Here is a 25,172-nt window from a genome sequence, read left to right as displayed (position 1 = left end):
TTTTGACGGTCAATTGCCCCATTGCCTGCCATTAAAGAGTGCTTCGTATGCCTGTGCCCCACGTTGAAAGCGTAAAAATCGACGAACTGGACTGCTGGCGCATTCGCCACAACGGCGCTGAATTGATGGTGGCCCAACAGGGCGCGCACATCTTCAGTTACCAGCGCAAGGGCGAGCAGCCGCTGATATGGCCAAACCCTGCGGCGGTGTTCAAGCAAGGCAAAGGCATCCGTACCGGCGTGCCGGTATGCTGGCCATGGTTTGGCGTGTTTGACCGCAACCCGCAGAGCGTCAAGGCAATGCGCCAGAGCGAGCAACCGGCCGGTGCCCATGGTTTTGTGCGCACGGCACAGTGGGAGTTGGCTGCGAGCGAACTCGAAGGCCAGGCGCTACGGGTGGATTTGGTGCTGCCGGTTCCCGAGGGCGGCTTCCCCGGCTGGCCGCATCAGGTCGACCTGACACTGAGCCTGCTGTTGGACGATCAACTGCATATTCGCCTGACCAGTCACAACCGTGGCACCGACACCGTGACCCTCAGCCAGGCGCTGCACACTTACTTCGCCGTGAGTGACGTACGCAAGGTGCAGGTCGAAGGGCTGGATGGGCTGGCGTATATCGACACCGCCGATGGCTGGGCCGAGAAGAAGCAGTCCGGCCTGCTGCACTTCAGTGCCGAGACTGATCGTATCTACCTGGATACTCCGGCGCAGTTGGATATTGTCGATAAGGATTGGCAGCGCCGCATTCAGCTCACCAGCCAGGGTTCGAGCTCGACCGTGATCTGGAACCCATGGACCGAACGCGCCAAGGCGTTTGACGACATGGCCGATGATGGCTGGCAGGGCATGCTGTGCATCGAAACGGCGAATGTGCTGGATGATGTGGTGAGCTTGGCGCCGGGTCAAAGCCATACTTTGGGCGTGAGCATCAACAGTATCGCCCTGTAAAAACCAATCAACATGTGTGAGCACGCTTGTGTGGGAGCTGGCTTGCCTGCTCCCACACAAGCCCGCTCCCACATTGGGTTCTGCGTCATGATCTAGAGATCGGACTCTTTCACTACCCTGACCTTCCCCGCATCCAGCGCATACGCCGCATCTGCCAGGTCATTGTTGACCTTCTCCACCTTCAACGTGCCCGTCACCCACAGCGGCGTGTAGATATCATCCAGCTTCAGCCCCTTGGGATAACGCACCAGCACCAACTGATTAGGCGGCGGTGGCGGCACGTGGATGCAGGCGCCTGGGTACGGCACCAGGAAAAACAGGGTGCTGCGGCCCTTCGCGTCGGTTTCCAACGGTACCGGGTAGCCACCGATGCGGATGTTCTTGCCGTTCATGGCGGCCACGGTCTTGGTCGAGTACATTACCGCCGGCAAGCCTTTGCTCTGCTTCAAGCCACCTTTGTCGGTGAAGGTGCCTTGGGCTTCGGGGGAGTTGTGGTCGATCTCGGGCATGGCCTCGAGGGCTTTCTGGTCTGAAAGCGGCATCAAGTCGAGCCAATCGGTTTCCGGCAGTTCACCGGCGTGCGCCAGGCCTGAGCCCAACAGGAGGAGTGTGAATAAAAGACGGCGCATGAAAAAGCTCGGCAAGTTCAGATGCCGAGCATTCTAGCCCTCTGCGCCTGCGCAGCGCAGAGGGCTTTGTCGCTTAGATCATTTCTTTTTCAGCAGGCCGTAGATCACCAACAGCACGATGGCGCCGATCAGCGCGCCGAGGAAGCCCGCGCCTTGACCCGCCTGGTAGATGCCCAGGGCCTGACCACCGTAGGTGGCGACCAGGGAACCTGCGATACCCAGCAGGATGGTCATGATCCAGCCCATGCTGTCGTCGCCAGGCTTGAGGAAACGAGCCAGCAGGCCGACGATCAAGCCGATAAAGATGGTTCCGATGATACCCATGGCATTTCCCTCTGAATGATGTGAACTACACAAAAGCCTAGTCAGACTTTAGCGTCCTGCAATCAGAGAGGCGACGATAACCAATGGTTCCCGCCGCCCTCAAGGTTATTGCTCGGCGATCAATGCTTCGACCTTGAGGATCTGCGCCTCAAGGGTCGCACGGTCCTTGCAACGCAGGTTGGCGTGGCCAACTTTACGCCCGGCCTTGAAAGCCTTGCCGTAGTGATGCAGGTGGCAGTCATCAATGGCGATGACTTTTTCTACCGGCGGGACTGCGCCGATAAAGTTGAGCATGGCGCTCTCGCCGACCTTCGCTGTGGAACCCAGCGGCAAGCCCGCCACCGCCCGCAGGTGGTTTTCGAACTGGCTGCACTCGGCACCTTCGGTGGTCCAGTGCCCGGAGTTGTGCACGCGCGGGGCGATTTCGTTGGCCTTGAGGCCGCCGTCGACTTCAAAGAACTCGAACGCCATCACGCCGACGTAATCCAGCTGCTTGAGCACGCGGCTGGAATAGTCTTCGGCCAGGGCCTGCAGCGGGTGGTCGGTGCTGGCTACGGACAGCTTGAGAATGCCGCTGTCGTGAGTGTTGTGCACCAACGGGTAGAAGCGGGTCTCGCCGTCACGGGCGCGCACAGCGATCAGAGAAACTTCACCGGTGAACGGCACAAAGCCTTCCAGCAGGCAGGCAACACTGCCCAGTTCGGCAAAAGTGCCGACCACATCGGCAGCAGTGCGCAGGACTTTCTGGCCCTTGCCGTCATAACCCAGGGTGCGGGTCTTGAGCACGGCTGGCAGGCCGATGCTGGCAACGGCGGCGTCAAGGTCCGCCTGGGACTGGATATCGGCGAAGGCGGGGGTCGGGATACCCAGGTCCTTGAACATGCTCTTCTCGAACCAGCGGTCACGCGCGATGCGCAAGGCTTCGGCGCTCGGGTACACCGGCACGAACTGCGACAGGAAGGCCACGGTTTCGGCCGGGACGCTTTCGAATTCGAAGGTCACCAGGTCGACTTCATCGGCCAGTTGGCGCAGATGGTCCGGGTCGCTGTAGTCAGCGCGCAGGTGTTCACCCAGGGCAGCGGCACAGGCGTCCGGCGCCGGGTCCAGGAAAGCGAAGTTCATCCCCAGCGGGGTGCCCGCCAAGGCCAGCATGCGACCCAGTTGGCCGCCACCGATTACACCGATTTTCATCAATCAATACCTTCAGGCGATACGTGGGTCTGGATTGTCCAGCACGCTGTCTGTCTGCTCAGCACGGAATTTTTTCAGCACCGCATGGAACTGCGGGTGCTTGGCGCCCAGGATGCTGGCGGACAGCAACGCAGCGTTGATCGCGCCGGCCTTGCCGATTGCCAATGTAGCCACCGGAATACCGGCCGGCATCTGCACGATGGACAACAGCGAATCCACGCCCGAGAGCATCGACGACTGCACCGGCACACCGAGCACCGGCAGGTGGGTCTTGGCCGCACACATGCCTGGCAGGTGCGCCGCACCGCCGGCACCGGCGATGATCACCTCGATGCCACGGGATTCTGCTTCATCGGCATACTGGAACAGCAAATCCGGGGTGCGGTGGGCAGAGACCACTTTCACTTCATACGGAATGCCGAGTTTTTCCAGCATATCGGCGGTGTGGCTAAGGGTGGACCAATCGGACTTGGAGCCCATGATCACGCCAACCAATGCACTCATCGTCGTGCCTCTTCTCTCTGGGCGCCCGCAGGCGCGTCAAAAAACAACAAGCCACGCGGGAAATCCGGCGTGGCTTGGTGTACGAATTAAGGCCGGTTGGACCGGCCGAAGGCCGCGCAGTATACCGTAATAATCCAGATAAACAGCCCCTGGAATGACCATCTGTCTTACGGCGCAAAGCGGCGGTTTTATTGACTTCCGAGTCAGCGAAACCGGCGCAAATTTCCCCTGAGAAAAAGGGTCAATGTGGGAGCTGGCTTGCCTGCGATAGCATCACCTCACTTATGGCTGATGTACCGAGGCGCCTGCATCGCAGGCAAGCCAGCTCCCACAGTTGATCTGCATTGCGCTCAGGTGCTTTGTGCAGCCCCGCCTTCCAACTTGCGCCACAGCAGCCGCACGTTCGCCTTGCGCACCAACGCGCAGCGATACAGACGAATCTCCAGCGGCACATGCCATTGCGGGCCGCCGCACACCACCAGTTCGCCACGTGCCAGTTCGGCACGCACGCTCAACTGCGGCACCCAGGCGATACCCAAGCCTTCAAGGGCCATGCTCTTGAGACTGTCTGCCATGGCAGTTTCGTAAATGGTGGTGAAACGCAGGGCGCGCTGGCGCAGCAGCAAATTTACCGAGCGCCCGAGAAAGGCGCCGGCACTGTAGGCCAGCAACGGCACGCTGCCCTCACCCTCCAGGTCGAACAGCGGTTTGCCGTCGGCGTCGGCGGCGCACACCGGGAGCATCTCGGTGTTGCCCAGGTGCAGCGACGGGAAGATTTCCGCGTCCATCTGCATGGCCGCATCCGGGTCGTAGAACGCCAGCATCAAGTCGCAGCCGCCTTCGCGCAGGGCGTGCACTGCATCGCCAACGTTGGTGGCGACCAGTCGGGTCGCGATGTTAAGGCCCTCGTTACGCAGTTGCGCGATCCAGCGCGGGAAGAAGCCCAATGCCAGGGAGTGCGCGGCCGCCACTTGCATGACTTCGCCCTGCCCACCTTCCAGGTGATGCAAATGGCGCAGCACTTCACCGAGCTGTTCGACCACCGTGCGCGCGGTGACCAGGAACAGCTGCCCCGCCGCCGTCAGCTCGACGGGCGTGCGCGAACGGTTGACCAACGTCAGGCCCAACGCGGCTTCAAGGCTACGGATACGCCGGCTGAACGCTGGCTGGGTGACAAAGCGCCGCTCCGCTGCCTGGGAAAAGCTGCGGGTTGCCGCCAGGGCGCTGAAGTCTTCCAGCCATTTGCTCTCAAGGTTCATCGCTTCCTCCCACGGACACGCACCATTTTGGCACACACGCCCGCCATGATAACCGGGTCACATCAACATTATGCCGTTTGTGCATAGGCCAGTGCTGAACAGCATTGGCCCAAAAACTTCTACAAGCCTAGCATTCGCAGCGTTCCGGCCTGTTCCGGGTCCATATCGAGATGATTTCCGTCATGTCCTCCGCTGCATCATTCCGCACAGAAAAAGACCTGCTTGGCGTACTCGAAGTACCGGCTCAAGCGTATTACGGCATCCAGACCCTGCGAGCGGTGAACAACTTCCGCCTCTCGGGCGTTCCGATTTCGCATTACCCGAAATTGGTGGTCGGCCTGGCAATGGTCAAGCAAGCAGCCGCTGACGCCAACCGCGAGTTGGGCCAGCTCAGCGAAGCCAAGCACGCTGCCATCAGCGAAGCCTGTGCCCGTCTGATCCGCGGCGATTTCCACGAAGAGTTCGTGGTGGACATGATTCAAGGCGGCGCTGGCACTTCGACCAACATGAATGCCAACGAAGTCATCGCCAACATCGCGTTGGAGGCCATGGGCCACAACAAGGGCGAGTACCAGTACCTGCACCCCAACAACGACGTGAACATGGCGCAGTCGACCAACGACGCCTACCCAACCGCGATCCGCCTGGGTCTGCTGCTGGGCCATGACGCGCTGCTGGCCAGCCTCGACAGCCTGATCCAGGCGTTCGCCGCCAAAGGCATCGAGTTCGGCCACGTGCTGAAAATGGGCCGTACCCAATTGCAAGATGCCGTGCCGATGACCCTCGGCCAGGAATTCCGCGCCTTCGCCACCACCCTGGGTGAAGACCTGGCTCGCCTGAAAACACTGGCGCCAGAGCTACTGACCGAAGTGAACCTGGGCGGCACCGCCATCGGCACCGGCATCAACGCCGACCCGCGTTACCAGGCCCTGGCCGTACAACGCCTGGCGCTGATCAGCGGCCAGCCGCTGGTTCCGGCTGCCGACCTGATCGAAGCCACCTCCGACATGGGCGCTTTCGTGCTGTTCTCCGGCATGCTCAAGCGTACTGCGGTGAAGCTGTCGAAGATCTGCAATGACCTGCGTCTGCTGTCCAGCGGCCCACGCACCGGCATCAACGAGATCAACCTGCCGGCACGCCAGCCAGGCAGCTCGATCATGCCCGGCAAGGTTAACCCGGTGATCCCGGAAGCCGTGAACCAGGTTGCGTTCCAGGTTATCGGTAACGACCTGGCCCTGACCATGGCAGCCGAAGGCGGCCAACTGCAGTTGAACGTGATGGAGCCGCTGATCGCTTTCAAGATCTTCGACTCGATCCGCCTGCTGCAACGCGCCATGGACATGCTGCGCGAACACTGCATCGTCGGCATCACCGCCAACGAAGCCCGTTGCCGCGAACTGGTGGAACACTCCATCGGTCTGGTCACCGCGCTGAACCCGTACATCGGCTATGAAAACGCCACCCGCATTGCGCGTATCGCCCTCGAAAGCGGCCGCGGCGTGCTGGAACTGGTGCGCGAAGAAGGCTTGCTCGACGACGCCATGCTCGACGACATCCTGCGCCCCGAAAACATGATTGCTCCACGTTTGGTCCCGCTGAAGGCCTAAGCGTTTGATGCACCGCTCACCAGGTTGAGGGACTAGACACCTCTCACCTTTTGAGGGCCTGAAGGCTCGTTCTTCAGGCCCTTTTTTTTGCCCCAAGGTTGTGAAATGACGCCCATAAAAAATCCAATATCGCCCTGCAAACCCTCCTTGCCTGCAACCGCCTGGCTGAAACCTTTAATCGCCCCGTGCAGACGGATCACGCTCGCCTAGGTATAGTGCCGCCCCTCTTCGCGTCTGCGGCCGTCGGTAACGAGGCCCGCAGACATCGCGAAAGCGCATGAATAACAACACCCGCAAAAGGATTGGAGCGAAGCGTCGTGCACTGCCTGGTGCTGAGCGACGCGTCGGACCGTCCTGCGTTTGCCATTAGAAAAATCAGCGAGGAACACTCCATGCTCGAAGTCATCAACGACTTCCTCTCAGGGAAAGTACTGATCGTGCTCATTGTCGGGCTCGGCGGTTATTTCACGATCCGCTCGCGTTTCGTACAGTTGCGTCACTTTTTCCACATGTTCTCGGTGTTCAAAGACAGCCTGAAGAGCAGCGCCGGCCAGCTCAGTTCCTTCCAGGCGCTGATGCTCAGCCTGGCCGGCCGCGTGGGTGCCGGTAACATCGCCGGTGTCGGCATTGCCGTGACCCTGGGTGGCCCGGGTGCCGTGTTCTGGATGTGGGTCACCGCGCTGGTGGGCATGTCCTCGAGCTTTATCGAGTGCTCCCTCGGCCAGTTGTACAAGCGCACCGATGCCGAGGGCACCTACCGTGGCGGCCCGGCGTATTACATCCAGCACGGCTTGCAGAAGCGCTGGCTGGGTATGGTCATGGCGTTCCTGTTGCTGGTGACTTTCGGTTTCGCCTTCAACGGCCTGCAAGCCCACGCCGTGACTCACTCGCTGAACAACGCCTTTGGCCTGGACACCACCTACACCGGCCTGGCGCTGGCGGTATTGCTGGGCCTGGTGTTTATCGGCGGGATCAAGCGCATCGCTTCGATTGCCGACCTGCTGGTGCCGGTCAAGACCCTGGTCTACATCGCTGTGACCCTGTACGTGATCGTGCTGCAATTCGACCACGTGCCGGCCATGCTCGCGACCATCGTCAAAAGCGCTTTCGGCCTCGACCAAGCCTTCGGTGGCCTGGTGGGCAGCGCGATCATCATGGGTGTGAAGCGCGGCGTGTTCGCCAACGAAGCCGGTCTGGGCAGTGCGCCTAACGTGGCGGCAGTGGCCTCGGTAGAACACCCGATCGCCCAAGGCGTGGTGCAGGCGTTCAGCGTGTTCCTCGACACCTTCGTGATCTGTACCTGCACCGCGTTGCTGATCCTGCTCTCCGGTTTCTACACCCCAGGTTTTGAAGGCGACGGCATTGCCCTGACCCAGAACTCCCTGGCGGCGGTGGTCGGTGACTGGGGCCGGATGTTCATCTCGGTGGCCCTGGCGTTGTTCGTGTTCACCTCGATCATGTACAACTACTACCTCGGCGAGAGCAACCTGCGCTTCCTGGTGGGTAACAACCGCAAGGTGCTGATGGGCTACCGTGCGCTGGTGCTGGTGCTGATTTTCTGGGGTTCGATCGAGAACCTGAGCACCGTGTTCGCCTTCGCCGACATCACCATGACCCTGCTGGCGTTCGTCAACCTGTTCGCCCTGGCGTTCCTGTTCAAGATTGCCATGCGCATCCTCAATGACTACGACAACCAGCGTGCCGCAGGCATCAAGACGCCGGTGTTCGACTCCAGCCAGTTCCCTGACCTGGACCTGGACCGCAAGGCCTGGCCGGCCAACCCGGCAAAGCCGGCAGAAGTCACCTCGGCTGAACTGAGCGCTCAAGCGCAACGTTAATCACCGCTAGATGACACGCCGCCCGGCCTTGGGCATGCTCTGGGCCCGGCGGCGTTTTTCGTTCAGGAGATTTTTCATGCAACCAGCTAACAACGTGATGGTGCTCTACACCGGCGGCACCATTGGCATGCAGGCCAGCGCCAACGGCCTGGCGCCTGCGTCGGGTTTTGAGGCGCGCATGCGCGAACAGCTCACCGATGCAGCAGTGCCCATCTGGCGCTTTCAAGAGATGTCGCCGCTGATCGACAGCGCCAACATGACGCCCACTTACTGGCAGCATCTGCGCAGCGCCGTGGTCGAGGCCGTGGACGCAGGCTGCGATGCGGTGCTGATCCTGCACGGCACCGACACCCTGGCCTACAGCGCGGCAGCCATGAGTTTTCAACTGCTGGGCCTGCCGGCGCCGGTAGTCTTCACCGGCTCCATGCTGCCGGCCGGCGTGCCCGACAGCGATGCCTGGGAAAACGTGAGCGGCGCCTTGACAGCCTTGGGCGAAGGCCTGGCGCCGGGCGTGCAGCTGTACTTCCACGGCGCGCTGATGGCACCGACCCGTTGCGCGAAAATCCGCAGCTTCGGTCGCCACCCGTTTGCGGCCCTGCAGCGCAATGGCGGCGTCGCCCAGGCCGACATGATCCCGGCCGCCCTGCATTACCGCCAGCCCAAAGCCTTGGCCAATGTCGGCGTGTTGCCGCTGGTGCCGGGCATCGCTGCCGCGCAACTGAACGCGTTGATCGACAGCGGCATCCAGGCGCTGGTGCTGGAATGCTTCGGCAGCGGCACCGGGCCGAGCGATAACCCTGATTTTCTCGCCAGCCTCAAGCGTGCGCAGGAACTGGGTGTAACCGTCGTGGCAATCACTCAATGCCATGAAGGCGGCGTGGAACTGGACGTGTACGAAGCCGGCAGCCGCCTGCGCGGCGTGGGCGTGCTGTCCGGTGGCGGCATGACCCGTGAAGCGGCGTTCGGCAAGCTCAATGCCCTGCTCGGCGCCGGGCTTGAGGCCAGTGAAGTGCGCCGCCTGGTGGAACTGGACCTGTGCGGCGAACTGAGCTGACCGGCATGTAACTTGCTCCACTTCCAGCCATCCCCTGGCTGGAAGTTTCCATGCTGCATTCCCACCTCACCACCCTCAATGCTGTTTCGCTGGTGCTTAACACCTTCAAAGGCTTGCCGCACGAGGCGCTGCTGGCCGGCAGCGGCATCTGTGCGGCGGACTTGAGCCGGGCCGACACGCGCATCACCACCAATCAGGAAATGCGCGTGTGCGCCAATGCCGTGGCCCTGCGCCGCGATGTCGGCCTGGAGCTGGGCGCACAAATGCATGTGTCGGCCTACGGCATGCTCGGTTACGCCCTGCTCACCAGTGCCACCTTTGGTGACGCATTACGCTTGGCCCTGCGGTATCCGGCGCTGCTGGGAACACTGTTCGAGTTGAGCCTTGAAGAGGACGGTGAGCGAATCTGGTTCACCGCCGGCGACTATCGGGAAAACCCCAGCCTGGAAATGTTCAACGTCGAGCTGTGCCTGGCGTCATTGAAAGTGATCTGCGACGACCTGCTCGGCCAGCCTCTGCCCTTACTGGCTGCGCGCTTTGAACATGATGCCCCCGACTATCGCATGCGCTACGCCGAGCGCTTCCCCTGCACGCTGCAATTTCAGGCCACCGCCAATGCCTTTGCCTTCGACAAACACTGGCTGGACCAGCCGCTGCCCCTGGCCGACGCCATTACTCACCAGGCGATGGCCGAGCGTTGCCGCAAACAAAACCTGGAGTTCACCGGGCGCCAGGCCTGGCTCGGCAGAATTCGCCAGCTGCTCGCCGCACAGCTCAACGCCGCGCCGGGCCTGGAGGGCTTGGCCGAGCAGATGAACTGTTCGGCACGCACCCTGCGCCGGCATCTGCATGACCTGGGCTGCAGCTACCAGGAGCTGCTGGACGAGCTGCGTTTCGAGCGCGCCAAGCAACTGCTGGCTGAGGACCACTGGCCGATTTACCGGATTGCCGAGGCACTGGGCTTCAGCGAAACGGCAAGTTTCAGGCATGCCTTTGTGCGTTGGAGTGGCGTGGCGCCGAGCCAATTTCGCGCATGATGCTTCATTGAGGGGCGAATTCAGGACAGATAATTTGGCCATAATTATCCCCTTTTGGCCGCTCCTGCCGTTCTCTTAAAGCACGCCCGCCGCAAGACTGGACCCACCGATACAGCCTGCGGAGAACAACAAATGCTGACGATCTACTCGGACGATCACCACCTGCACCATGGCCGCTGTGAATTGATGGACGGGCAACTGATGCCCTGCTTTGAAATGCCCTCGCGCGCCGACCACGTGTTGCAACGGGTCAAAGACCGAGAACTGGGCCCGGTACACGCGCCGCAGGATTTCGGCCTGGCACCGCTGCAGCGTATCCACAGCCACGACTACCTCGACTTCTTCCAAGGCGCCTGGCAGCGCTGGACCGAGTACGGCCAGGAGGGCGACTTGCTGCCCTACACCTGGCCCGCGCGCACGCTGCGCCGGGTGATCCCCACAAGCCTGCATGGCCAGTTGGGCTATTACAGCTTCGACGGCGGTGCGCCGATTACCGCCGGCACCTGGCAAGCCGCCTACAGCGCGGCGCAAGTCGCCCTCACGGCGCAACGAGCAATCCAGAGCGGCGCCCACAGTGCATTCGCCCTGTGCCGCCCACCTGGGCATCATGCTGCGGGCGACTTGATGGGCGGTTATTGCTACCTCAACAACGCCGCCATTGCCGCCCAGGCCTTCCTCGACCAAGGCCACAAACGCGTCGCGATCCTGGATGTGGATTACCACCACGGCAACGGCACCCAGTCGATTTTTTACGCACGCAGCGACGTGTTGTTCACCTCGATTCATGGCCATCCGGAAGCAGAGTTTCCGTTCTTCCTGGGCTATGCCGACGAGCTGGGCGAAGGTGAAGGCGAAGGCTTCAACTTCAACTATCCACTGCCGGCCGGTTCCGGTTGGGCAGCCTGGAGTGCCGCATTGGAAGAAGCCTGCGCCCAGATCGAGCGCTACGGCGCGGACATCATCGTCGTGTCCCTGGGCGTGGACACGTTCAAGGACGACCCTATCTCGCAGTTCAAGCTCGACAGCCCGGACTACCTGGCCATGGGCGCGCGCATCGCCCGGCTGGGCAAGCCCACGCTGTTTGTGATGGAAGGCGGCTACGCAGTGGAAGAAATCGGCATCAACGCCGTCAACGTCCTCGAAGGTTTTGAAGGAGCAGCCCAATGAACAGGCTCAAGTCACTCGTCCTCTGCGCCGCCGTCATCGGTGGCGCGGCCCACGCCGAAGAGAAAACCCTCAAGGTCTACAACTGGTTCGACTACATCACGCCCAAAGCCCTGGAAGACTTCAAGGCGCAGAACCCCAAGATCAAATTGGTCTACGACATCTTCGACACCAACGAAGCGCTGGAAGCCAAGCTGCTCACCGGCAATTCCGGCTATGACGTGGTGGTGCCGTCCAACGTGTTCCTGGCCAAGCAGATCGAAGCCGGCGTGTTCCAGCCGCTGGACCGCAGCAAGCTACCAAACTGGAACCACCTCGACCCCAAGCTGATGAAGCTGATCGAAGCCAACGACCCCGGCAATAAATTCGCCGTGCCTTACATGTACGGCACCATCCTCATTGGCTTCAACCCGGCCAAGGTCAAGGCCGCCCTGGGCGACAATGCGCCGGTAGACAGTTGGGATCTGATCTTCAAGGAAGAGAACATCAGCAAGCTCAAGCAATGTGGTGTGGCGCTGTTGGACTCGCCCTCCGAGATCCTGCCACTGGCCTTGCAGCACCTGGGCCTGGACCCCAACAGCAGCAATCCCAAGGACTACGACAAGGCCGAAGCGCTGCTGATGAAGATCCGCCCCTACATCACCTACTTTCACTCCTCCAAGTACATGGCCGATATCGCCAACGGTGATATTTGTGTGGCGGTGGGTTATTCAGGCAGTTTCTCCCAGGCCGCCAACCGTGCCAAAGAAGCCAAAAATGGCGTGACCGTGGACATGCGTCTACCCAAGGAGGGCGCGCCGATCTGGTTCGACATGCTCGCCATCCCCAAAGGCGCTAAAAATCCGGACGACGCCTACACCTTCATCAACTACCTGCTGCAACCCACAGTGATCGCGCCCATCAGTGACTTTGTCGGCTATCCCAATCCGAACAAGGACGCTACCGAGAGCGTCGACCCTGCCATTCGCCACAATCCCAACTTGTATCCGACCGACACCGCCATGGCCACGCTCTACACCCTTAAACCTCTGGACAGCAAAGCCGAACGCGCCAGAACAAGGGCCTGGACCAAGATCAAATCCGGCACCTGAAGCACCTTGGTTTGACGGGCGCCTTCAAATGCGCTCGTGAAGGTGGGCCTATCCAAGCACCGCCTCTCTGTGTGGCCGCGCCCTGGCATGGAACGCCTGGCCTTTACCTCAGGCTAGTTCCACCAAACGGCCAGACAGGGAAGCCTCATCATGAACGCCTCCGCTTCAAGCACCACGCCCACCAACACACCGCGTCCGGATGCACGGATAGCGCTGCTCACCCAGCTCTCTACCGGCCCTTCACGGGCGAACGCGTCTGATCTGATTTAGCGGCGCCACCGCTATTTATCTACCGTCCTCCCGGCAACGGCCATCGCTACCTTGCACATCCTCAACGCCCGTCCAGGCTAGCGATTGCAGCGGAGCAACACATGCCCAACGATCTACTTAACAACAATCATCGCCCACCCAGCACCTATGAACTGCTCACCCAGTTAACCACCGGGCCCACCACCCACGAGGTCGCCGCCACCACGTTGCGCGCGGCACTCAAAGAACTCTACCCCACCCTCAATATCGACCCCGACCTGGCCATGGTGATCAGCCCTCGCTGGAATGTCGTGGGCAGCACTGTCGAGCCGGCGCCAGCCGTTCTCCAATCCCTGACCTCAGTGCTGGCTCATCAAGCGCTGTCCCGCGAGCGGGTAACTTACATCGATGGCGAGCACTTCCTCACTTTGCAGCCGTACGCGGCGGCGCCTGTGCACCTTGAGGTGAAGATCGATGCCATCGCGCGCTTGATCAATGAGTTATCCGACTTTCTGTTCATCGCGTTTCAGGAACAGCAACTTAACTTCTGGAACGCCTCCAACGGTAGCAGCGGACCACGCTGGCAGACGTTTTCCAACTCGCTGAGGAAAGTGTGGAACGTCACCGAAGAGCAAGGCCTGGATGAGCACCAAGCGGCCATGGCCCGTGGAGTGTTCCAGAAACCCGACCGGGACAGACGCTCGTTGAATGATCGCTACAAGAGTCACGCCTACCTGGTTGATGTCGATCTACTCCGGGACGGCGAGTCCACCCACGTCAGTTTCATGGACATCGCCGTGTTGGTTGGCGAGCATGACAAACGCCCATTGATCCTGACGCACTCGCTGGTAAGCGGTTACGAAACCTTTGAGTCACTTGAAACATTCGGCGCCTCGCTGCCCGCCCGGTTGAGTGCGCCAAAGCGCGATACCACGTTGCAATGGCGCTTGTATGAACCCGATGGCAACTTTTTCGACACACTGGCCTGTACTCTGATCGAACTACAAATCCGCGCCATCGGCAGTTACGGCCAGGCCTTTGTCGAGGAGCCGGCAGAGGAGCAGGCAAGCCCGGCCACCGTCGCCCGCATTGTGCCCAGCATCGAAGAGATGAGCGATCACCAACTCTCGAGTATCCGAGACGTTCATCATCAACTGCCCGACTGGCTCGCTTCGGCATCGGACTCGGACACCGCCGCCTATAGCCGCTACATGATCGACCTGGCCCAACTGCATACCCATTATCACGGCGAAACATTCCGGGACGGCATTGCCCCCATTCGCGACTATGCCCGCACACAACTGCAAAGCCGCATCCACTCGCATAAAGACGGTGCGAGCCTGAACCTGGACAAAATCGAGGTGGTGATCGAAAGCCCGGTGGTGTGGGGCACGCTCGTCGTGCCGGGCAGCGTGGACATCACCCGTCGCAGCCTGATCGATCTGGCGTTGGACAACCTCACCGGCCTGCCCACCGGCAACACCACGGTGCACTACAACGGCAATGACGATGGCGTCCCCAGTTGGCTGACCTTCAGCTATTTGAAAGACCTGATCGAAGACGTTGATATCGGCAAGCACTATCCCGTGCTGATCAAACAGAAACTGCTCGATGACCCGGCGCAATCCAGTCACCGCCAGCAGCTCTACATCAACCACCTGCGCCTGCAACTGCCGCTGTTGGCCCTGCAAATGAAAATCCGCCAACAGGGCGCAATTGATGAACTCGGCTACCGCTACGTTGCCGCCGTGATGCACGCCGATGAATACGACCGGCATGTAGACGGGCAGCCCATTGTTATCCGCGCCCTGGCCTTCGTGCCCACCCTGCGCCCCGGCCATGAGCGCGACGTGGTCGCCAATATGTTCGTGATCGGTCCAAGGAACGCCAGCGCCGGTCCGTGCCTGCTTTATCGCCCGTTGCTGGAACCGATGCTGATGCAATTCCCGTCACGGCAAAACCTGCTGTACGCCATCAAACATGACCGCCCCTTGCGCGAATCGGTGCTGGCCTGGCTGCCGCAAGCGCAAAGCTTCAACTACGCCCAATATGTGTTCCCGGACACCTTGCCCTCGCCCTGGACGGTGGTGCGAGCCCTGGTCGAACCCCTTACCGTGCTGTACATGAGCGGCCCCGTGACCCTGACCGATGAAGAAGTGGGCAATGACGCCCTGGCAATGCTGTTCAAGGCCAACGCCACCGCCATGGTCGAATTGGCGGACCGCCAGTCGGTGTCCAATGTGCAGAAACGCTGGGCGACGTTTCGACACACTGGCTGGCAAATCTTCAACGCTGCCCTGCCGTTCATGGGCCGTACCGTCGGAATTGCCGCCTGGGTCTGGCAAATCATGGACGACCTGCAAGCCACCGAGGAGGCTGTGAACAAGGGGGATCAACAAGCTTCGTGGACAGCGTTAGTCGATGTATTCCTCAACCTGGGCATGGCTCTGACCCTGCACATCGCCCTGCGCCATCCGCGCCCGCTGGAACAGTTCGAGGCGCCGAAGATCGAAACTGAATCCGAGTCAACACCGATCGAAACTGCCAATAAACCACCCGTCACCGAGAAAAAATATACTGCTGTGCAACAAGCAAATATTCCCGACAGCCAACTGCCCGCCAAGCATCAAGACGCCGTACACATCCTGGGGGCCCTGAGCCATAGCCGCTTGGGCCTGGCCAAGACACTTGACGGCTTCAACGTCGCCAAACCCGATAACCTTGGCGAACAAAACAAAACGCCCGGGCGCCACTTGAACCTGTATCCACTTGCAGACAAGTGGTATGCACCGGTTGGTGAGCGTTGGTTCGAGGTAAGGGTGGATGACAACGACAGTGTCATCATCATTGACCCGAAGGCACCGTTGCGTACGGGCCCGCCGTTGATCGGCAACCTGGCGGGCCAGTGGTTTGTTGATGTCCGTTTGCGACTGCGCGGTGGAGGTCTTCGACACCGTCGGCGAGCGGTCAAGGTCGATCAGCCTGAGCGCGTTGCAACACTCATGACCCAGCTCAACGCCTTCGACGCGGTCGCCACCAGCAAACAATTGGACGTGCTTAAGGCAAAGCCTGCACTGGACGCCGCCCCCGGCCCTTCCACGGACCTGCTGCGTACAGCGTTCATAGGCAACGTCGACAACCGGCTGGCGGCTTACGATGAAGCGATCAGTCAGTTGAAGTCCTTGAGCATCATCGAGGCCGTGCCCACCTATCAGAGCAACATGAGTGAATACCTGAAACAGCAAATACAACTGACTCAGGTAGTCGTGGAACAACAATTGGTGGGCTATAAAGAGGCCTTGAAGGCTTCGTCCCTGATCCTCGACCCCGAAGTAGACATTGACTATAAAAACCAGGCGCGAAGCGCACAAACCCTGTCCACCTTGAACCTGGCAATCATCAAGCGCCTGGAGTTCATCAACAACCGTTTCAGCGATCTCAAAGTGCTGGGAGATGACGGCGCAACGGTCATTCAAAAAACCCTGAGCGAGTTGCCACTGCTCACCCTCGCTGAGCTCAAATCTCTGGAAATCAGCTTGGGTCGCTACTTGTGTATCGATGAAGAGCAAAGCCAGATCCCTGCCACGCTGCGAGAGCAGGTGGACCAGAGCGTCGATACAGCCGAACTGAACGTCGAGAGTTTCAATGAAATCATGAAACGGGACAGCGGCACGCTGGATGAACGCATTGATGTGCTCAACAGCCTGGTTGAGCAATTTTCCAGCGCAGACCAACGCCTGCTGGACATGCATGCCGAGCACCCGCAGTTTCTGCTGAAACCCCGCCTGGAAAGCTTTCGACAGCAGATTGGCGAATTCAGCCAGCGGGCTATTCACGACCTGGCGCAACTGCTGCGCGAGAAAAAAGCCCTGGAGCCCAAGCCCGGCAGCTCAAAAGCCCCGCCCGCGCCACGGCGCAAAGTCATCAAGACACGCTACGACGGCACTTTAATAGCCCAGCCCCAAGAGGCCGACAGCACGCTGGTCGATGTCAGGGCGTCCGTGACGGGCAAGGTACTCGCTACGTTTCATGAAAAAACCCCAGGCGTCTGGGTCAAGCAGCAAAAGGTCAGCCCGCCACCGCCAGCGCCTGCCGCTGTAGACCTGGATACCAGCATCAACACCGGGCAATCGCTATTGGACAGCGAGCGAGCTGAAACCCGCAAGTACCGGGATTTTTCGCGTAAACCCTGGCATTCGCCCCAGGACATCCAAGATATGTTCGACGCCTACGGCAAACAACTGGAGGACGCGTCAAACGATATCGAGCAAGCGCTGACTCGGCGCAATCTCACCGAAAGCGGTCATACTTCCGCCGCTTCGACCAAGCGCAACCTCAACGAGGCAGCACAGCGGCTTTATCGCCTGGGTAGAAAAACCTACATAGACATGCTCAAACAGCAACCGCCAACTGCGGCGCGGGTGGAGTGGCTGCATAGCCAAGGGCTGATAAAGATCGGCAAAACCTTCAGCCGCCGCGCCGTCAAAGGGCCGCCTAAGGGCTATCTGGACGAGTACGAAGTACGCGATAAAGAGACCAACACTGTGCTGTGGTACGCGCACTTTCACTATGCAACGAAAGGCGCCGCCCTTGAGAAATTCGAGAAGGGCCACCTGAAAACCCGTGAACAACAGCGCCTTGGTGGCTCTCGCCAACGCACCGGCCCCAGTGACTGGGAAATGATAGAAATCCACCGCAGCAGCATCGGTGATCAATTGGCCAAGTCGCTGTTCTTCAACAGCTGATGGTCTTTATGCCTGCCACGCCTGGCGCAAACGTGCCAGCGCCTGCGCGATGGCCGCCTCGGGCACAGCGGCGAACCCCATCACCAGGCCTGCGCGCTGGTCCGGTGGTGGGCTTGTGCACGCCAGCCAATAGCTACTCAAACCATTGATCTCAACATTGGCCGCATGGGCCTGAGCGAGCAACGTCTGCTCGCGGGCAAGGCTGTCCACTCGCACTGTCAGATGCAGCCCGGCCGCAACGCTGGGCAAGGCCCCGACGCCAGGCAACCCGTCCGGCCAACCGGCCAACAAAGCATTGCGCCGGCTCAACGCAGCGCGGCGCATCCGGCGAATGTGGCGCTGGAAATGCCCTGCCGCCATAAACTCAGCCATCACCGCCTGAGTACTGACTTCGGAGTGGCGCATGTCCACAGCGCGGCGCCGGGTAAACGCTTGCACAAGGGCCGGTGGTAAAACCAGGTAGCCCAGGCGCAATGCCGGGAACGCCACCTTGCCGAAGGTGCCGACGTATAACACGCGGCCACTGCGATCCAGCGCCGCCAAGGGCGACAGCGGCGCACCGCTGTAGCGGTACTCTCCGTCATAATCATCCTCGACGATCCAGCCGCCCGTACGCTCGGCCCAGGCCAGCAACTCCAGACGCCGGGCCAGGCTCATCACCACGCCCAACGGATACTGATGGGAAGGTGTGACATAGGCCACACGGCAATCATGCAGAGCGTTGAGCACCTGGCAATCCAGGCCCTCGCTGTCTACTGGTACGCCATGCAATCGAGCGCCCGCCAAGGCGAACGCATGGCCGGCGGCGCGATAACCGGGGTTTTCCACTGCCACGCCGTCCCCAGGCTCCACCAGCAACTGTGCACAAAGGCTAATCGCTTGCTGTGCGCCACTGGTGATCACAATTTGCTCAGCCGTGCATTGCATGCCACGTGAACTGCGCAAATAGGCAGCGATCAGACCGCGCAAACGATCGTCACCGGCCGGGTCGCCATAGCACAGCAGTTCCAGGTTCGGCTTGCGCCAGAACGCCCCATTCAGCTTGGCCCATATATCAAACGGGAACAGGTCGAAGGCCGGCACACCCACTCGAAATGCCCGAGGCGGTCCAGCCGGAGGGTGAGCCAGGTGGTTGTTTTTTACCCGTGCCAGGCCCGCCCTGTGGATAACTTCATTGTCCAGATCTTCCGGAAAATCCGCCCATTTTGTGGATAAGGCTGGGGATAACCCTGTTGAAAACCCTGTGGATACTTTTGTGGATAGTTTTTTTGCCGTGGGCAGTTGGGCCACATAGGTGCCGTCACCCACCCGGCTTTCGATAAACCCTTCTGCGTACAGCTGATCGTAGGCACGCACCACGCTGTTGCGCGAGATCGACAGCGCCGCCGCCAGATCACGCGTGGCGGGTAATCGCGTGCCGCTGACCAGTCGCCCGTCCAGCACGCGCTGGCGCAGGGCCTCATAGAGTTGGCGCGTCAGCCCCTGACGGCGATCCAACTCGATACCTGCGGGGTTGAACGACAGCGGCGGCGCGATGGGCGACATATTGGACCTATGAAATTGGTGCCAGATGGCTCTTACAACGAACCATTAGCCTGCCTAGGATGCAGGCATTCGCCAAGGAAAATTTCCATGTACACACCGCGCGCCTTTGCCCTCAATGATTTGCCCGAACTGCAGCAACTGATCCAGCACACCCGCCTGGCGCAGTTGGTGACCTTTGGTGAGCAAGGCCTGCAGGCCAGCCATTTGCCGCTGCTGCTCAACCCCGACGAAGGCCCGAATGGCACGCTCTACGGGCACTTGGCCAAGGCCAACCCGCAATGGCGTGACCTGCAAAATGGCAGCGAAGCCTTGGTGATTTTTGCCGGTGCCGACGCTTATGTCAGCCCGTCGTTTTACCCGGCCAAGGCCGAGCACGGCAAAGTGGTGCCCACCTGGAATTACATCGCCGTGCATGCCTACGGCAAGGCTGAGGTATTTGCCGACGCCGAGCGTCTGCTCGCGGTGGTCACCGCCCTCACCGATCGCCACGAAGGCAGCCGCGCCCAGCCATGGAAAGTCAGCGACGCCCCGGCCGACTACATTGACGGCATGCTCAAGGCCATCGTCGGCTTCGCCCTGCCCGTCGAGCGCCTGATCGGCAAGCGCAAACTCAGCCAGAACCGCAGCACAGCCGATATTGCCGGCGTGCGCGAAGGCCTGGCTGCCAGCCTTGATGTGCGCGACCAGACCCTCGCGCGCTTTATTCCCCAAGGAGTTTCAGAATGAGTCAGATCGACATCCGCCAAGTGACTGCCGCCGATCACGCCGCGTGGCTGCCGCTGTGGCAGGCGTACTTGAAGTTCTACGAAACCGAACTGCCGGACGCCGTCAGCCAAAGCACCTGGCAACGCCTGATCGATGCCAACGAGCCGACCCATTCGGCGCTCGCCTGGCAGGACGGCAAGGCGGTGGGCATGGTCAACTTTATCTACCATCGCTCCAACTGGAGCATCGAGAATTCCTGCTACCTGCAGGATCTGCTGGTGGACCCAGCCCAGCGCGGCACTGGCGTGGGCCGTAAGTTGATCGAGTTTGTCTACGCCACCGCCAAGGCCGATAACTGTGCCAAGGTGCACTGGTTGACCCACGAGACCAACGCCACCGCGATTGCGCTGTACGAACGCATCGCCGAACGCCCGGGTTTCATTCAATTTCGCAAAGGTCTTTAAGGAGCGCAGCATGCCTATCTCACCCGCCGACTGGAAAGGCGTCCCGGCGCCCACGGTTCAACTGCTTGAAGGGCGTTTTATCCGTCTGGAAAAACTCGACCCGGCGCGGCATGCCGACGGCCTGTTCCGCGCCCTTGAAGGCCCCGGTGCCGACCCGAAACTCTGGGACTATTTGCCTTACGGCCCCTTCCCGGAGCGCGCCACGTTCGATGCCTGGCTCAACAACCATGCAACCAACAGCGACCCATACTTTTTCAGCGTGATCGACCGCGTCAGCGGCGATGTGCAAGGCATCCTCAGCCTGATGTCCATCGTCCCGGCCCACGGCCGTATCGAAATCGGCCACGTCACCTTCGGCGCGCCGATGCAACGCTCGCCCAAAAGCACCGAGGCGGTGTACTTGTTGGCCAAATACGCGTTCGAGCAGGGCTACCGTCGACTGGAGTGGAAGTGCAACAACGGCAACGCCCGTTCAAAATACGCGGCCGAACGACTGGGCTTCAGCTTTGAAGGGGTGTTCCGCCAGCATATGGTGGTGAAGGGGCAGAATCGCGATACCGCGTGGTATTCGATTCTGGATTCGGAATGGCCCACCGTGGGCGCAGGCTTTGAAGAGTGGTTGTCCGAAGCGAACCAGGCCGGTTCTGGTCAGCTGAAAGGCCTGGCGGAGTGTCGCCGCCAGGCGATTTAAGCCTCAGGCCAGCTTCTGGGCGAGCACCGCAATGTGCTCCGGCCCAATCCCGCAGCAACCGCCTAAATGGCTGGCACCGCGTGCCTGCCAATCGGCGGCCCAGTGCAAGTAGCCGGGTGGGTCGAGATCGTCACGCAGGGGGTCGAGGCCATCGTTCGCGGTGGCCTCCTTGGGCTGCGGCGGGAAGGCGTTAGCGTAGGCGCCGATCTGAATGCTCACCCCCAGGCGCTCAAACGTTTGGCGCGCGGTATCAATGGCTGCGCCAATCACCTCCGGCTGGCTGCAATTGAACAGCAGCACCGCCACACCAAGTTGCGCAGCCGCTTCAGCCGCGTCTGCCACCGGTTCGCCAGAACGCAGGCGTGGCACCTCATCGGTGTCTTCATCCTTCAAGGTAAACGACAGCCAGAACGGTTTTCCGTCCTGCGGCAGGCCGGCGTGGATTGCCCGTGCCTCAACGATTGAACTCTGGGTTTCCGCCAACCATAGGTCGACATGGGGCGCCAGGCCATTCACCAGTGGCGTCAGCAGTTCGCTGACTCGGCCGCCCTCGAACAAGTCGGGCCGGTAGGAGCCGAACAGCGGCGGCAATGAGCCTGCCACACGCACCGTCTGGCTTGAAGCCTGTACCGCACGTCGCGCCAATTCACCGGCCAACGCCGCAAGCGCCTGGCCTTCGGCAGCAAACCGCGCTTCACCAATATGAAACGGCACAACCGCGTAGCTGTTGGTGGTGATGACGTTGGCACCGCTCTGGATATAAGCCGTGTGCACCGCCTCTACCGCCTGCGGCGCTTCGCTCAACGCCAATGCCGACCACTCCGGCTGCCGAAACGGCGCGCCCCGGCGTTGCAGTTCACGGCCCATGCCACCATCGAGAATTACTGCGCTTACTGTGCCCATATGCTTTTTACTCATAAGCTTATGAAAATAACTCACTATGAGAGTCGTTCTTATAACTATTTAATGCGTACCGTCTGGTTAATAACAACCCTTTTTTATTCAGGTGTCGATTGTGAAACTTAAACCGCTGCTGGCCCTGGGCCTGACGATGCTGGCTGCCTCTACCCAAGCCTTTGGCGGTGCAACCCTGGACCGGGTTGAGCAAAAGAAAGAACTGGTGGGCGTGCTGATGGAAAGCTACCCGCCGTTCTCGTTTCTCAACGAGCAGAACCAACTCGATGGGTTTGACGTCGACGTGGCCAAGGCAGTCGCGCAGAAGTTAGGCGTGAAGCTGCGTCTGGAAACGCCGTCCTGGGATGTGATTGCCGCAGGTCGCTGGAGCGGCCGCTACGATATTTGCATCTGCTCCATGACCCCGAGCAAAGCCCGCGCCGAGGTGTTTGATTTCCCGGTGGAGTACTACGCCTCGCCTGCGGTGATCGTTGTGAATGCCAAGGATGAGCGCATCCATGGCGCCAAAGACCTCAGCGGCAAGAAAGTCGGCCTCACCAGCGCGTCCAGCTATGAAAGCTACCTGAACAAGAACCTGGTGATCGAAGGCGCCGAAGATACGCAACTTCAGTACCCGTTCGAGGATGTGCAGATCGCCCCGTACGACACCGATAACGTCGCCTTCCAGGACCTGGGCCTGGGCGCCGGTGTGCGCCTGGATGCGATCCTCACCAACCTGGTCACTGCCCAACCGCGCCTGAACCAGGACAAGCGCTTCAAGCTCGCCGGTGAGTCGCTGTATGCCGAGCCCAATTCGGTGGCCATCGAGAAAGGTGACCCGCAGTGGAATGCCAAGGTGCGTGAAGTGTTCGCGCAGTTGAAACAGGACGGCACCTTGAGCAAGCTGTCGCAAAAATGGATCGGCGCCGATATCAGCAAATGACCGCCTTCCCGACACCTCCCCAGCCGCCGGTGAACGCATCGCGGCTACAGCGACTCTTTGGCTTTCGTACGCGGTTGTACCTGACGTGGGCGGCGCTGTTTTGCCTGTTCGCCAGCTTCTTCCTGAGCTTTGACCTGAAGTTCTCGATCATCCTCGACAAACTGCCCAACCTGGTCGGCGTGCACTTGGCGCCGAACGGGTTTTTGCAAGGCGCAGCGCTGACGCTGTTTCTGTGCCTTTGCTCGATAGTCGCGTCGTCGGTGCTGGGTTTTATCACCGCGCTGGGGCGCCTGTCGAAAAGCGCCGTGGCCTTTGGCATCGCGAGTTTTTACGCCTCGTTCTTTCGCGGCACGCCGTTGTTGATCCAGATCCTGCTGATTTATCTGGGCCTGCCCCAACTGGGCCTGGTACCAGGCGCCATCGTCGCCGGGATCATCGCGCTCTCACTGAATTACGGCGCCTACCTGAGCGAAATCTTCCGCGCCGGCATCCTCGGTGTTCCCCACGGCCAACGAGAAGCCGCCCTGGCCCTGGGCATGCGTGACAGCGCGATCTTCTGGCACGTCACCCTGCCCCAGGCCATGCGCACCATCGTGCCGCCCGCCACCAACCAGTTCATCTCCATGCTCAAAGACTCGTCCCTGATCTCGGTAATGGGCGTGTGGGAAGTGATGTTCCTGGCGCAGTCGTACGGGCGATCAAGTTATCGATACATCGAAATGCTCACGACCGCCGCGATCATTTACTGGGTGATGTCCCTCGGGCTGGAACTGATCCAGGCGCGCCTGGAGCGTCACTACGGCAAAGGCTATGTGCAGCGGGGGTGATGCCTAGGGCAACAGCCTCAACCACGCGCTGACGAGCCTAAGGCAAATGCGGCTTTAATCGCACCGCAGTAGAGACAACTCCCGCAAATCAGGGGTCGATAGCCTGACAGTTATCGCCCCGCCATCTCGCTAAATTCCCGGCCTCATTCACCAGAGGCTATGACTTCATGCCCTTCTCCGTCCTAAACCTTGCACGCGCTATCAGCCTGGCTGTTGGCGTAGCCAGTACTCCGTTTGCCTTCGCAGCTGCACCTTTTCAATTCGAGCTGGATCTTTCCAATGACCGTTGGCAATACCAGCCACCGGCTCCAATCGTGCCCATCGACAGCTACTTCGACCAGGCGACGACTCACAACGGCCAGCAACTGGCTGCAGTGCTTAAACCGGCTTTGCAACGTGCACTGCAAGCCGGCGACCTGACCTCGGAAGAAATCAAAGGCCTGCAAAAAGCCGCTGACGCACTGTCCCAACAACCAGGCGGCCTGGGTGCCGCATTCGAGCAACTGGCAGGCAGCCAAAATGCCAACTTGGCTGGCGCGACCCAAAACGCCACCGCGCACATCAGCGACTCATTGCTCGCAACCCTGCGCACGCTGCCCAGTCATGGCGATGGCCATTTGTGGGTGCAAGGCCTGGGCAACGGCGGCAAGCTCGACAAACAAGGCGGCAGCGACGGGCTCAAACAGGGCACCAAAGGCCTGATGCTGGGCGCCGACTGGGCCGTGGGTGACGCGTGGCGAGTCGGTGTTATGGGCGCCAAGTCCACCAGCGAGCTTCAAGCTCAACGTTTCAAAGGCGAACTCGACAGCTTGCACCTTGGCGGTTATGCCGTGCGCCAGGACGGCCCATTGGCCCTGCGCATGGGGGCGTTCTACAGTGATCACGCGGGCAAGAACAAACGTGACGTCAACTTGCTCGGTTTCAAGGAGCAACTCCAGGGCAACTACAACGCTCAAAGCCAAACAGTGTTTTCCGAGCTGGGCTACCAATTGGGCAGTGCCGACGTACAGGTAGAGCCCTTCGCAGGCCTGGGCTATCAGCGCTACCACCGTGACAGCTTTAAAGAAAAGGGCGGCGTGACCGCGCTGAACGTCGGCTCACAAACCCAGCAAAACCTGAACAGCACCTTTGGCCTGCGGCTGGCCACGGTGTACCGGTTCGACAATCGGATGAGCCTCACACCCCACGTGAGTACCAGTTGGAAGCATCTTTACGGCGAAGTCGACAGCCAAGTGCGCCAATCCACTCGCGCCGCACCGGGAATCATCGACAGTTTCACCATCACCGGTACCTCGTTGGACCGCAATAGCCTCGATATGCAAGCAGGCCTGGACCTCGCCTTATCCACCGAACACAGCGTGGGCCTGACCTACAGTGCCCATGCCGGTACCCACAGCCGCAGCCAGGGCCTGACGGGGGAGTGGAAGATGAGTTTTTAACCGCGCCGATCGGTAAATTTCAGGC

Annotated in this window: 22 protein-coding genes; 14 read left to right on the top strand and 8 right to left on the bottom strand. The window is 60.6% G+C overall.

Annotated features, from left to right (window positions below; genetic code table 11):
- Window positions 1-47 precede the first annotated feature (47 nt).
- Window positions 48-947 carry a D-hexose-6-phosphate mutarotase gene (locus HBO23_RS04175; protein WP_170036670.1) on the top strand — a complete coding sequence of 300 codons (900 nt, stop codon included), beginning with the start codon at window positions 48-50 and terminating at the stop codon, window positions 945-947.
- Between the two features lie 92 nt (window positions 948-1,039).
- Here HBO23_RS04175 and HBO23_RS04170 read toward each other — a convergent pair whose 3' ends face one another.
- From HBO23_RS04170 to HBO23_RS04150, 5 genes are all read right to left on the bottom strand, one after another.
- Window positions 1,040-1,576 (bottom strand): DUF3299 domain-containing protein, encoded by a 537-nt coding sequence (locus HBO23_RS04170; RefSeq protein ID WP_017135795.1) that lies wholly within the window; start codon window positions 1,574-1,576, stop codon window positions 1,040-1,042.
- Between the two features lie 78 nt (window positions 1,577-1,654).
- Window positions 1,655-1,900, bottom strand: coding sequence for a GlsB/YeaQ/YmgE family stress response membrane protein (locus tag HBO23_RS04165; protein ID WP_058424295.1), 246 nt, complete (start codon window positions 1,898-1,900; stop codon window positions 1,655-1,657).
- A gap of 105 nt (window positions 1,901-2,005) precedes the next feature.
- Window positions 2,006-3,091 carry a 5-(carboxyamino)imidazole ribonucleotide synthase gene (locus tag HBO23_RS04160; protein WP_017135794.1) on the bottom strand — a complete coding sequence of 362 codons (1,086 nt, stop codon included), beginning with the start codon at window positions 3,089-3,091 and terminating at the stop codon, window positions 2,006-2,008.
- 12 nt (window positions 3,092-3,103) lie between these two features.
- Window positions 3,104-3,595: a 5-(carboxyamino)imidazole ribonucleotide mutase gene (purE, locus tag HBO23_RS04155; protein WP_003195648.1), complete on the bottom strand. Its 492-nt coding sequence runs from the start codon at window positions 3,593-3,595 to the stop codon at window positions 3,104-3,106.
- 350 nt (window positions 3,596-3,945) lie between these two features.
- Window positions 3,946-4,854, bottom strand: a complete 909-nt coding sequence (locus HBO23_RS04150; protein ID WP_043048142.1) for a LysR substrate-binding domain-containing protein — start codon at window positions 4,852-4,854, stop codon at window positions 3,946-3,948.
- Window positions 4,855-5,036: 182 nt separating this feature from the next.
- On the opposite strand from HBO23_RS04150, the gene aspA reads away from it, so the two are divergent.
- Window positions 5,037-6,461, top strand: coding sequence for an aspartate ammonia-lyase (aspA, locus tag HBO23_RS04145; RefSeq protein ID WP_138450573.1), 1,425 nt, complete (start codon window positions 5,037-5,039; stop codon window positions 6,459-6,461).
- 32 nt (window positions 6,462-6,493) lie between these two features.
- Here the strand turns inward: aspA and HBO23_RS04140 are convergent, their stop codons facing one another.
- Window positions 6,494-6,661 carry a hypothetical protein gene (locus HBO23_RS04140; protein WP_170036668.1) on the bottom strand — a complete coding sequence of 56 codons (168 nt, stop codon included), beginning with the start codon at window positions 6,659-6,661 and terminating at the stop codon, window positions 6,494-6,496.
- Window positions 6,662-6,853: 192 nt separating this feature from the next.
- On the opposite strand from HBO23_RS04140, the gene HBO23_RS04135 reads away from it, so the two are divergent.
- From HBO23_RS04135 to HBO23_RS04110, 6 genes are all read left to right on the top strand, one after another.
- On the top strand, window positions 6,854-8,299 hold the full coding sequence (locus HBO23_RS04135; protein ID WP_017135791.1) for an alanine/glycine:cation symporter family protein: 1,446 nt from the start codon (window positions 6,854-6,856) through the stop codon (window positions 8,297-8,299).
- 76 nt (window positions 8,300-8,375) lie between these two features.
- The gene (locus HBO23_RS04130) at window positions 8,376-9,353 is read left to right on the top strand and encodes an asparaginase (RefSeq protein WP_138450576.1); all 978 of its coding nucleotides are present in this window, start codon (window positions 8,376-8,378) and stop codon (window positions 9,351-9,353) included.
- Window positions 9,354-9,403: 50 nt separating this feature from the next.
- Window positions 9,404-10,390 (top strand): AraC family transcriptional regulator, encoded by a 987-nt coding sequence (locus HBO23_RS04125; RefSeq protein ID WP_138450578.1) that lies wholly within the window; start codon window positions 9,404-9,406, stop codon window positions 10,388-10,390.
- 132 nt (window positions 10,391-10,522) lie between these two features.
- A complete protein-coding gene (locus tag HBO23_RS04120) occupies window positions 10,523-11,557 on the top strand; it encodes a histone deacetylase family protein (protein ID WP_017135788.1) in 1,035 nt (344 codons plus the stop codon).
- Entirely contained in the window at window positions 11,554-12,645 is a 1,092-nt protein-coding gene (locus HBO23_RS04115; protein ID WP_099550236.1) for a polyamine ABC transporter substrate-binding protein, read from the top strand. The genes HBO23_RS04120 and HBO23_RS04115 overlap by 4 nt, the downstream gene beginning before the upstream one ends.
- A 371-nt stretch (window positions 12,646-13,016) precedes the next feature.
- Entirely contained in the window at window positions 13,017-17,639 is a 4,623-nt protein-coding gene (locus HBO23_RS04110; RefSeq protein ID WP_170036666.1) for a DUF6543 domain-containing protein, read from the top strand.
- 6 nt (window positions 17,640-17,645) lie between these two features.
- Here HBO23_RS04110 and HBO23_RS04105 read toward each other — a convergent pair whose 3' ends face one another.
- The gene (locus HBO23_RS04105) at window positions 17,646-19,184 is read right to left on the bottom strand and encodes a PLP-dependent aminotransferase family protein (RefSeq protein WP_170036664.1); all 1,539 of its coding nucleotides are present in this window, start codon (window positions 19,182-19,184) and stop codon (window positions 17,646-17,648) included.
- Between the two features lie 87 nt (window positions 19,185-19,271).
- Here HBO23_RS04105 and HBO23_RS04100 point away from each other — a divergent pair, with 87 nt between their 5' ends.
- From HBO23_RS04100 to HBO23_RS04090, 3 genes are read left to right on the top strand one after another with little or no spacing between them, the layout of a single operon-like run.
- Window positions 19,272-19,910, top strand: coding sequence for an FMN-binding negative transcriptional regulator (locus HBO23_RS04100; protein ID WP_170036662.1), 639 nt, complete (start codon window positions 19,272-19,274; stop codon window positions 19,908-19,910).
- Complete coding sequence (locus HBO23_RS04095; protein WP_058421099.1) at window positions 19,907-20,353, top strand: GNAT family N-acetyltransferase; 447 nt, start codon at window positions 19,907-19,909, stop codon at window positions 20,351-20,353. The genes HBO23_RS04100 and HBO23_RS04095 overlap by 4 nt, the downstream gene beginning before the upstream one ends.
- Window positions 20,354-20,363: 10 nt before the next feature.
- Window positions 20,364-21,044, top strand: coding sequence for a GNAT family protein (locus HBO23_RS04090; protein WP_170036660.1), 681 nt, complete (start codon window positions 20,364-20,366; stop codon window positions 21,042-21,044).
- A gap of 3 nt (window positions 21,045-21,047) precedes the next feature.
- Here HBO23_RS04090 and HBO23_RS04085 read toward each other — a convergent pair whose 3' ends face one another.
- Window positions 21,048-21,947 carry a homocysteine S-methyltransferase family protein gene (locus HBO23_RS04085; RefSeq protein ID WP_170036658.1) on the bottom strand — a complete coding sequence of 300 codons (900 nt, stop codon included), beginning with the start codon at window positions 21,945-21,947 and terminating at the stop codon, window positions 21,048-21,050.
- 112 nt (window positions 21,948-22,059) lie between these two features.
- Here HBO23_RS04085 and HBO23_RS04080 point away from each other — a divergent pair, with 112 nt between their 5' ends.
- The 3 genes from HBO23_RS04080 to HBO23_RS04070 all read left to right on the top strand — a co-directional run bounded on the left by HBO23_RS04080 (window position 22,060) and on the right by HBO23_RS04070 (window position 25,147).
- A complete protein-coding gene (locus tag HBO23_RS04080) occupies window positions 22,060-22,881 on the top strand; it encodes an ABC transporter substrate-binding protein (RefSeq protein ID WP_017135780.1) in 822 nt (273 codons plus the stop codon).
- Window positions 22,878-23,708 (top strand): amino acid ABC transporter permease, encoded by an 831-nt coding sequence (locus HBO23_RS04075; RefSeq protein ID WP_170036656.1) that lies wholly within the window; start codon window positions 22,878-22,880, stop codon window positions 23,706-23,708. Before HBO23_RS04080 ends, HBO23_RS04075 begins: the two co-directional genes overlap by 4 nt.
- Before the next feature lie 167 nt (window positions 23,709-23,875).
- Window positions 23,876-25,147: an autotransporter outer membrane beta-barrel domain-containing protein gene (locus HBO23_RS04070; protein WP_017135778.1), complete on the top strand. Its 1,272-nt coding sequence runs from the start codon at window positions 23,876-23,878 to the stop codon at window positions 25,145-25,147.
- The last annotated feature ends 25 nt before the right edge of the window (window positions 25,148-25,172 follow it).

Origin of the sequence: Pseudomonas sp. WS 5532 (genome assembly GCF_012985445.1) — a bacterium.
In the GTDB taxonomy this organism is placed as follows: Bacteria; Pseudomonadota; Gammaproteobacteria; order Pseudomonadales; family Pseudomonadaceae; genus Aquipseudomonas; species Aquipseudomonas edaphica.
Note: the sequence above shows the minus strand (reverse complement) of the source record. Positions and strands in the feature narration are given on the sequence as shown.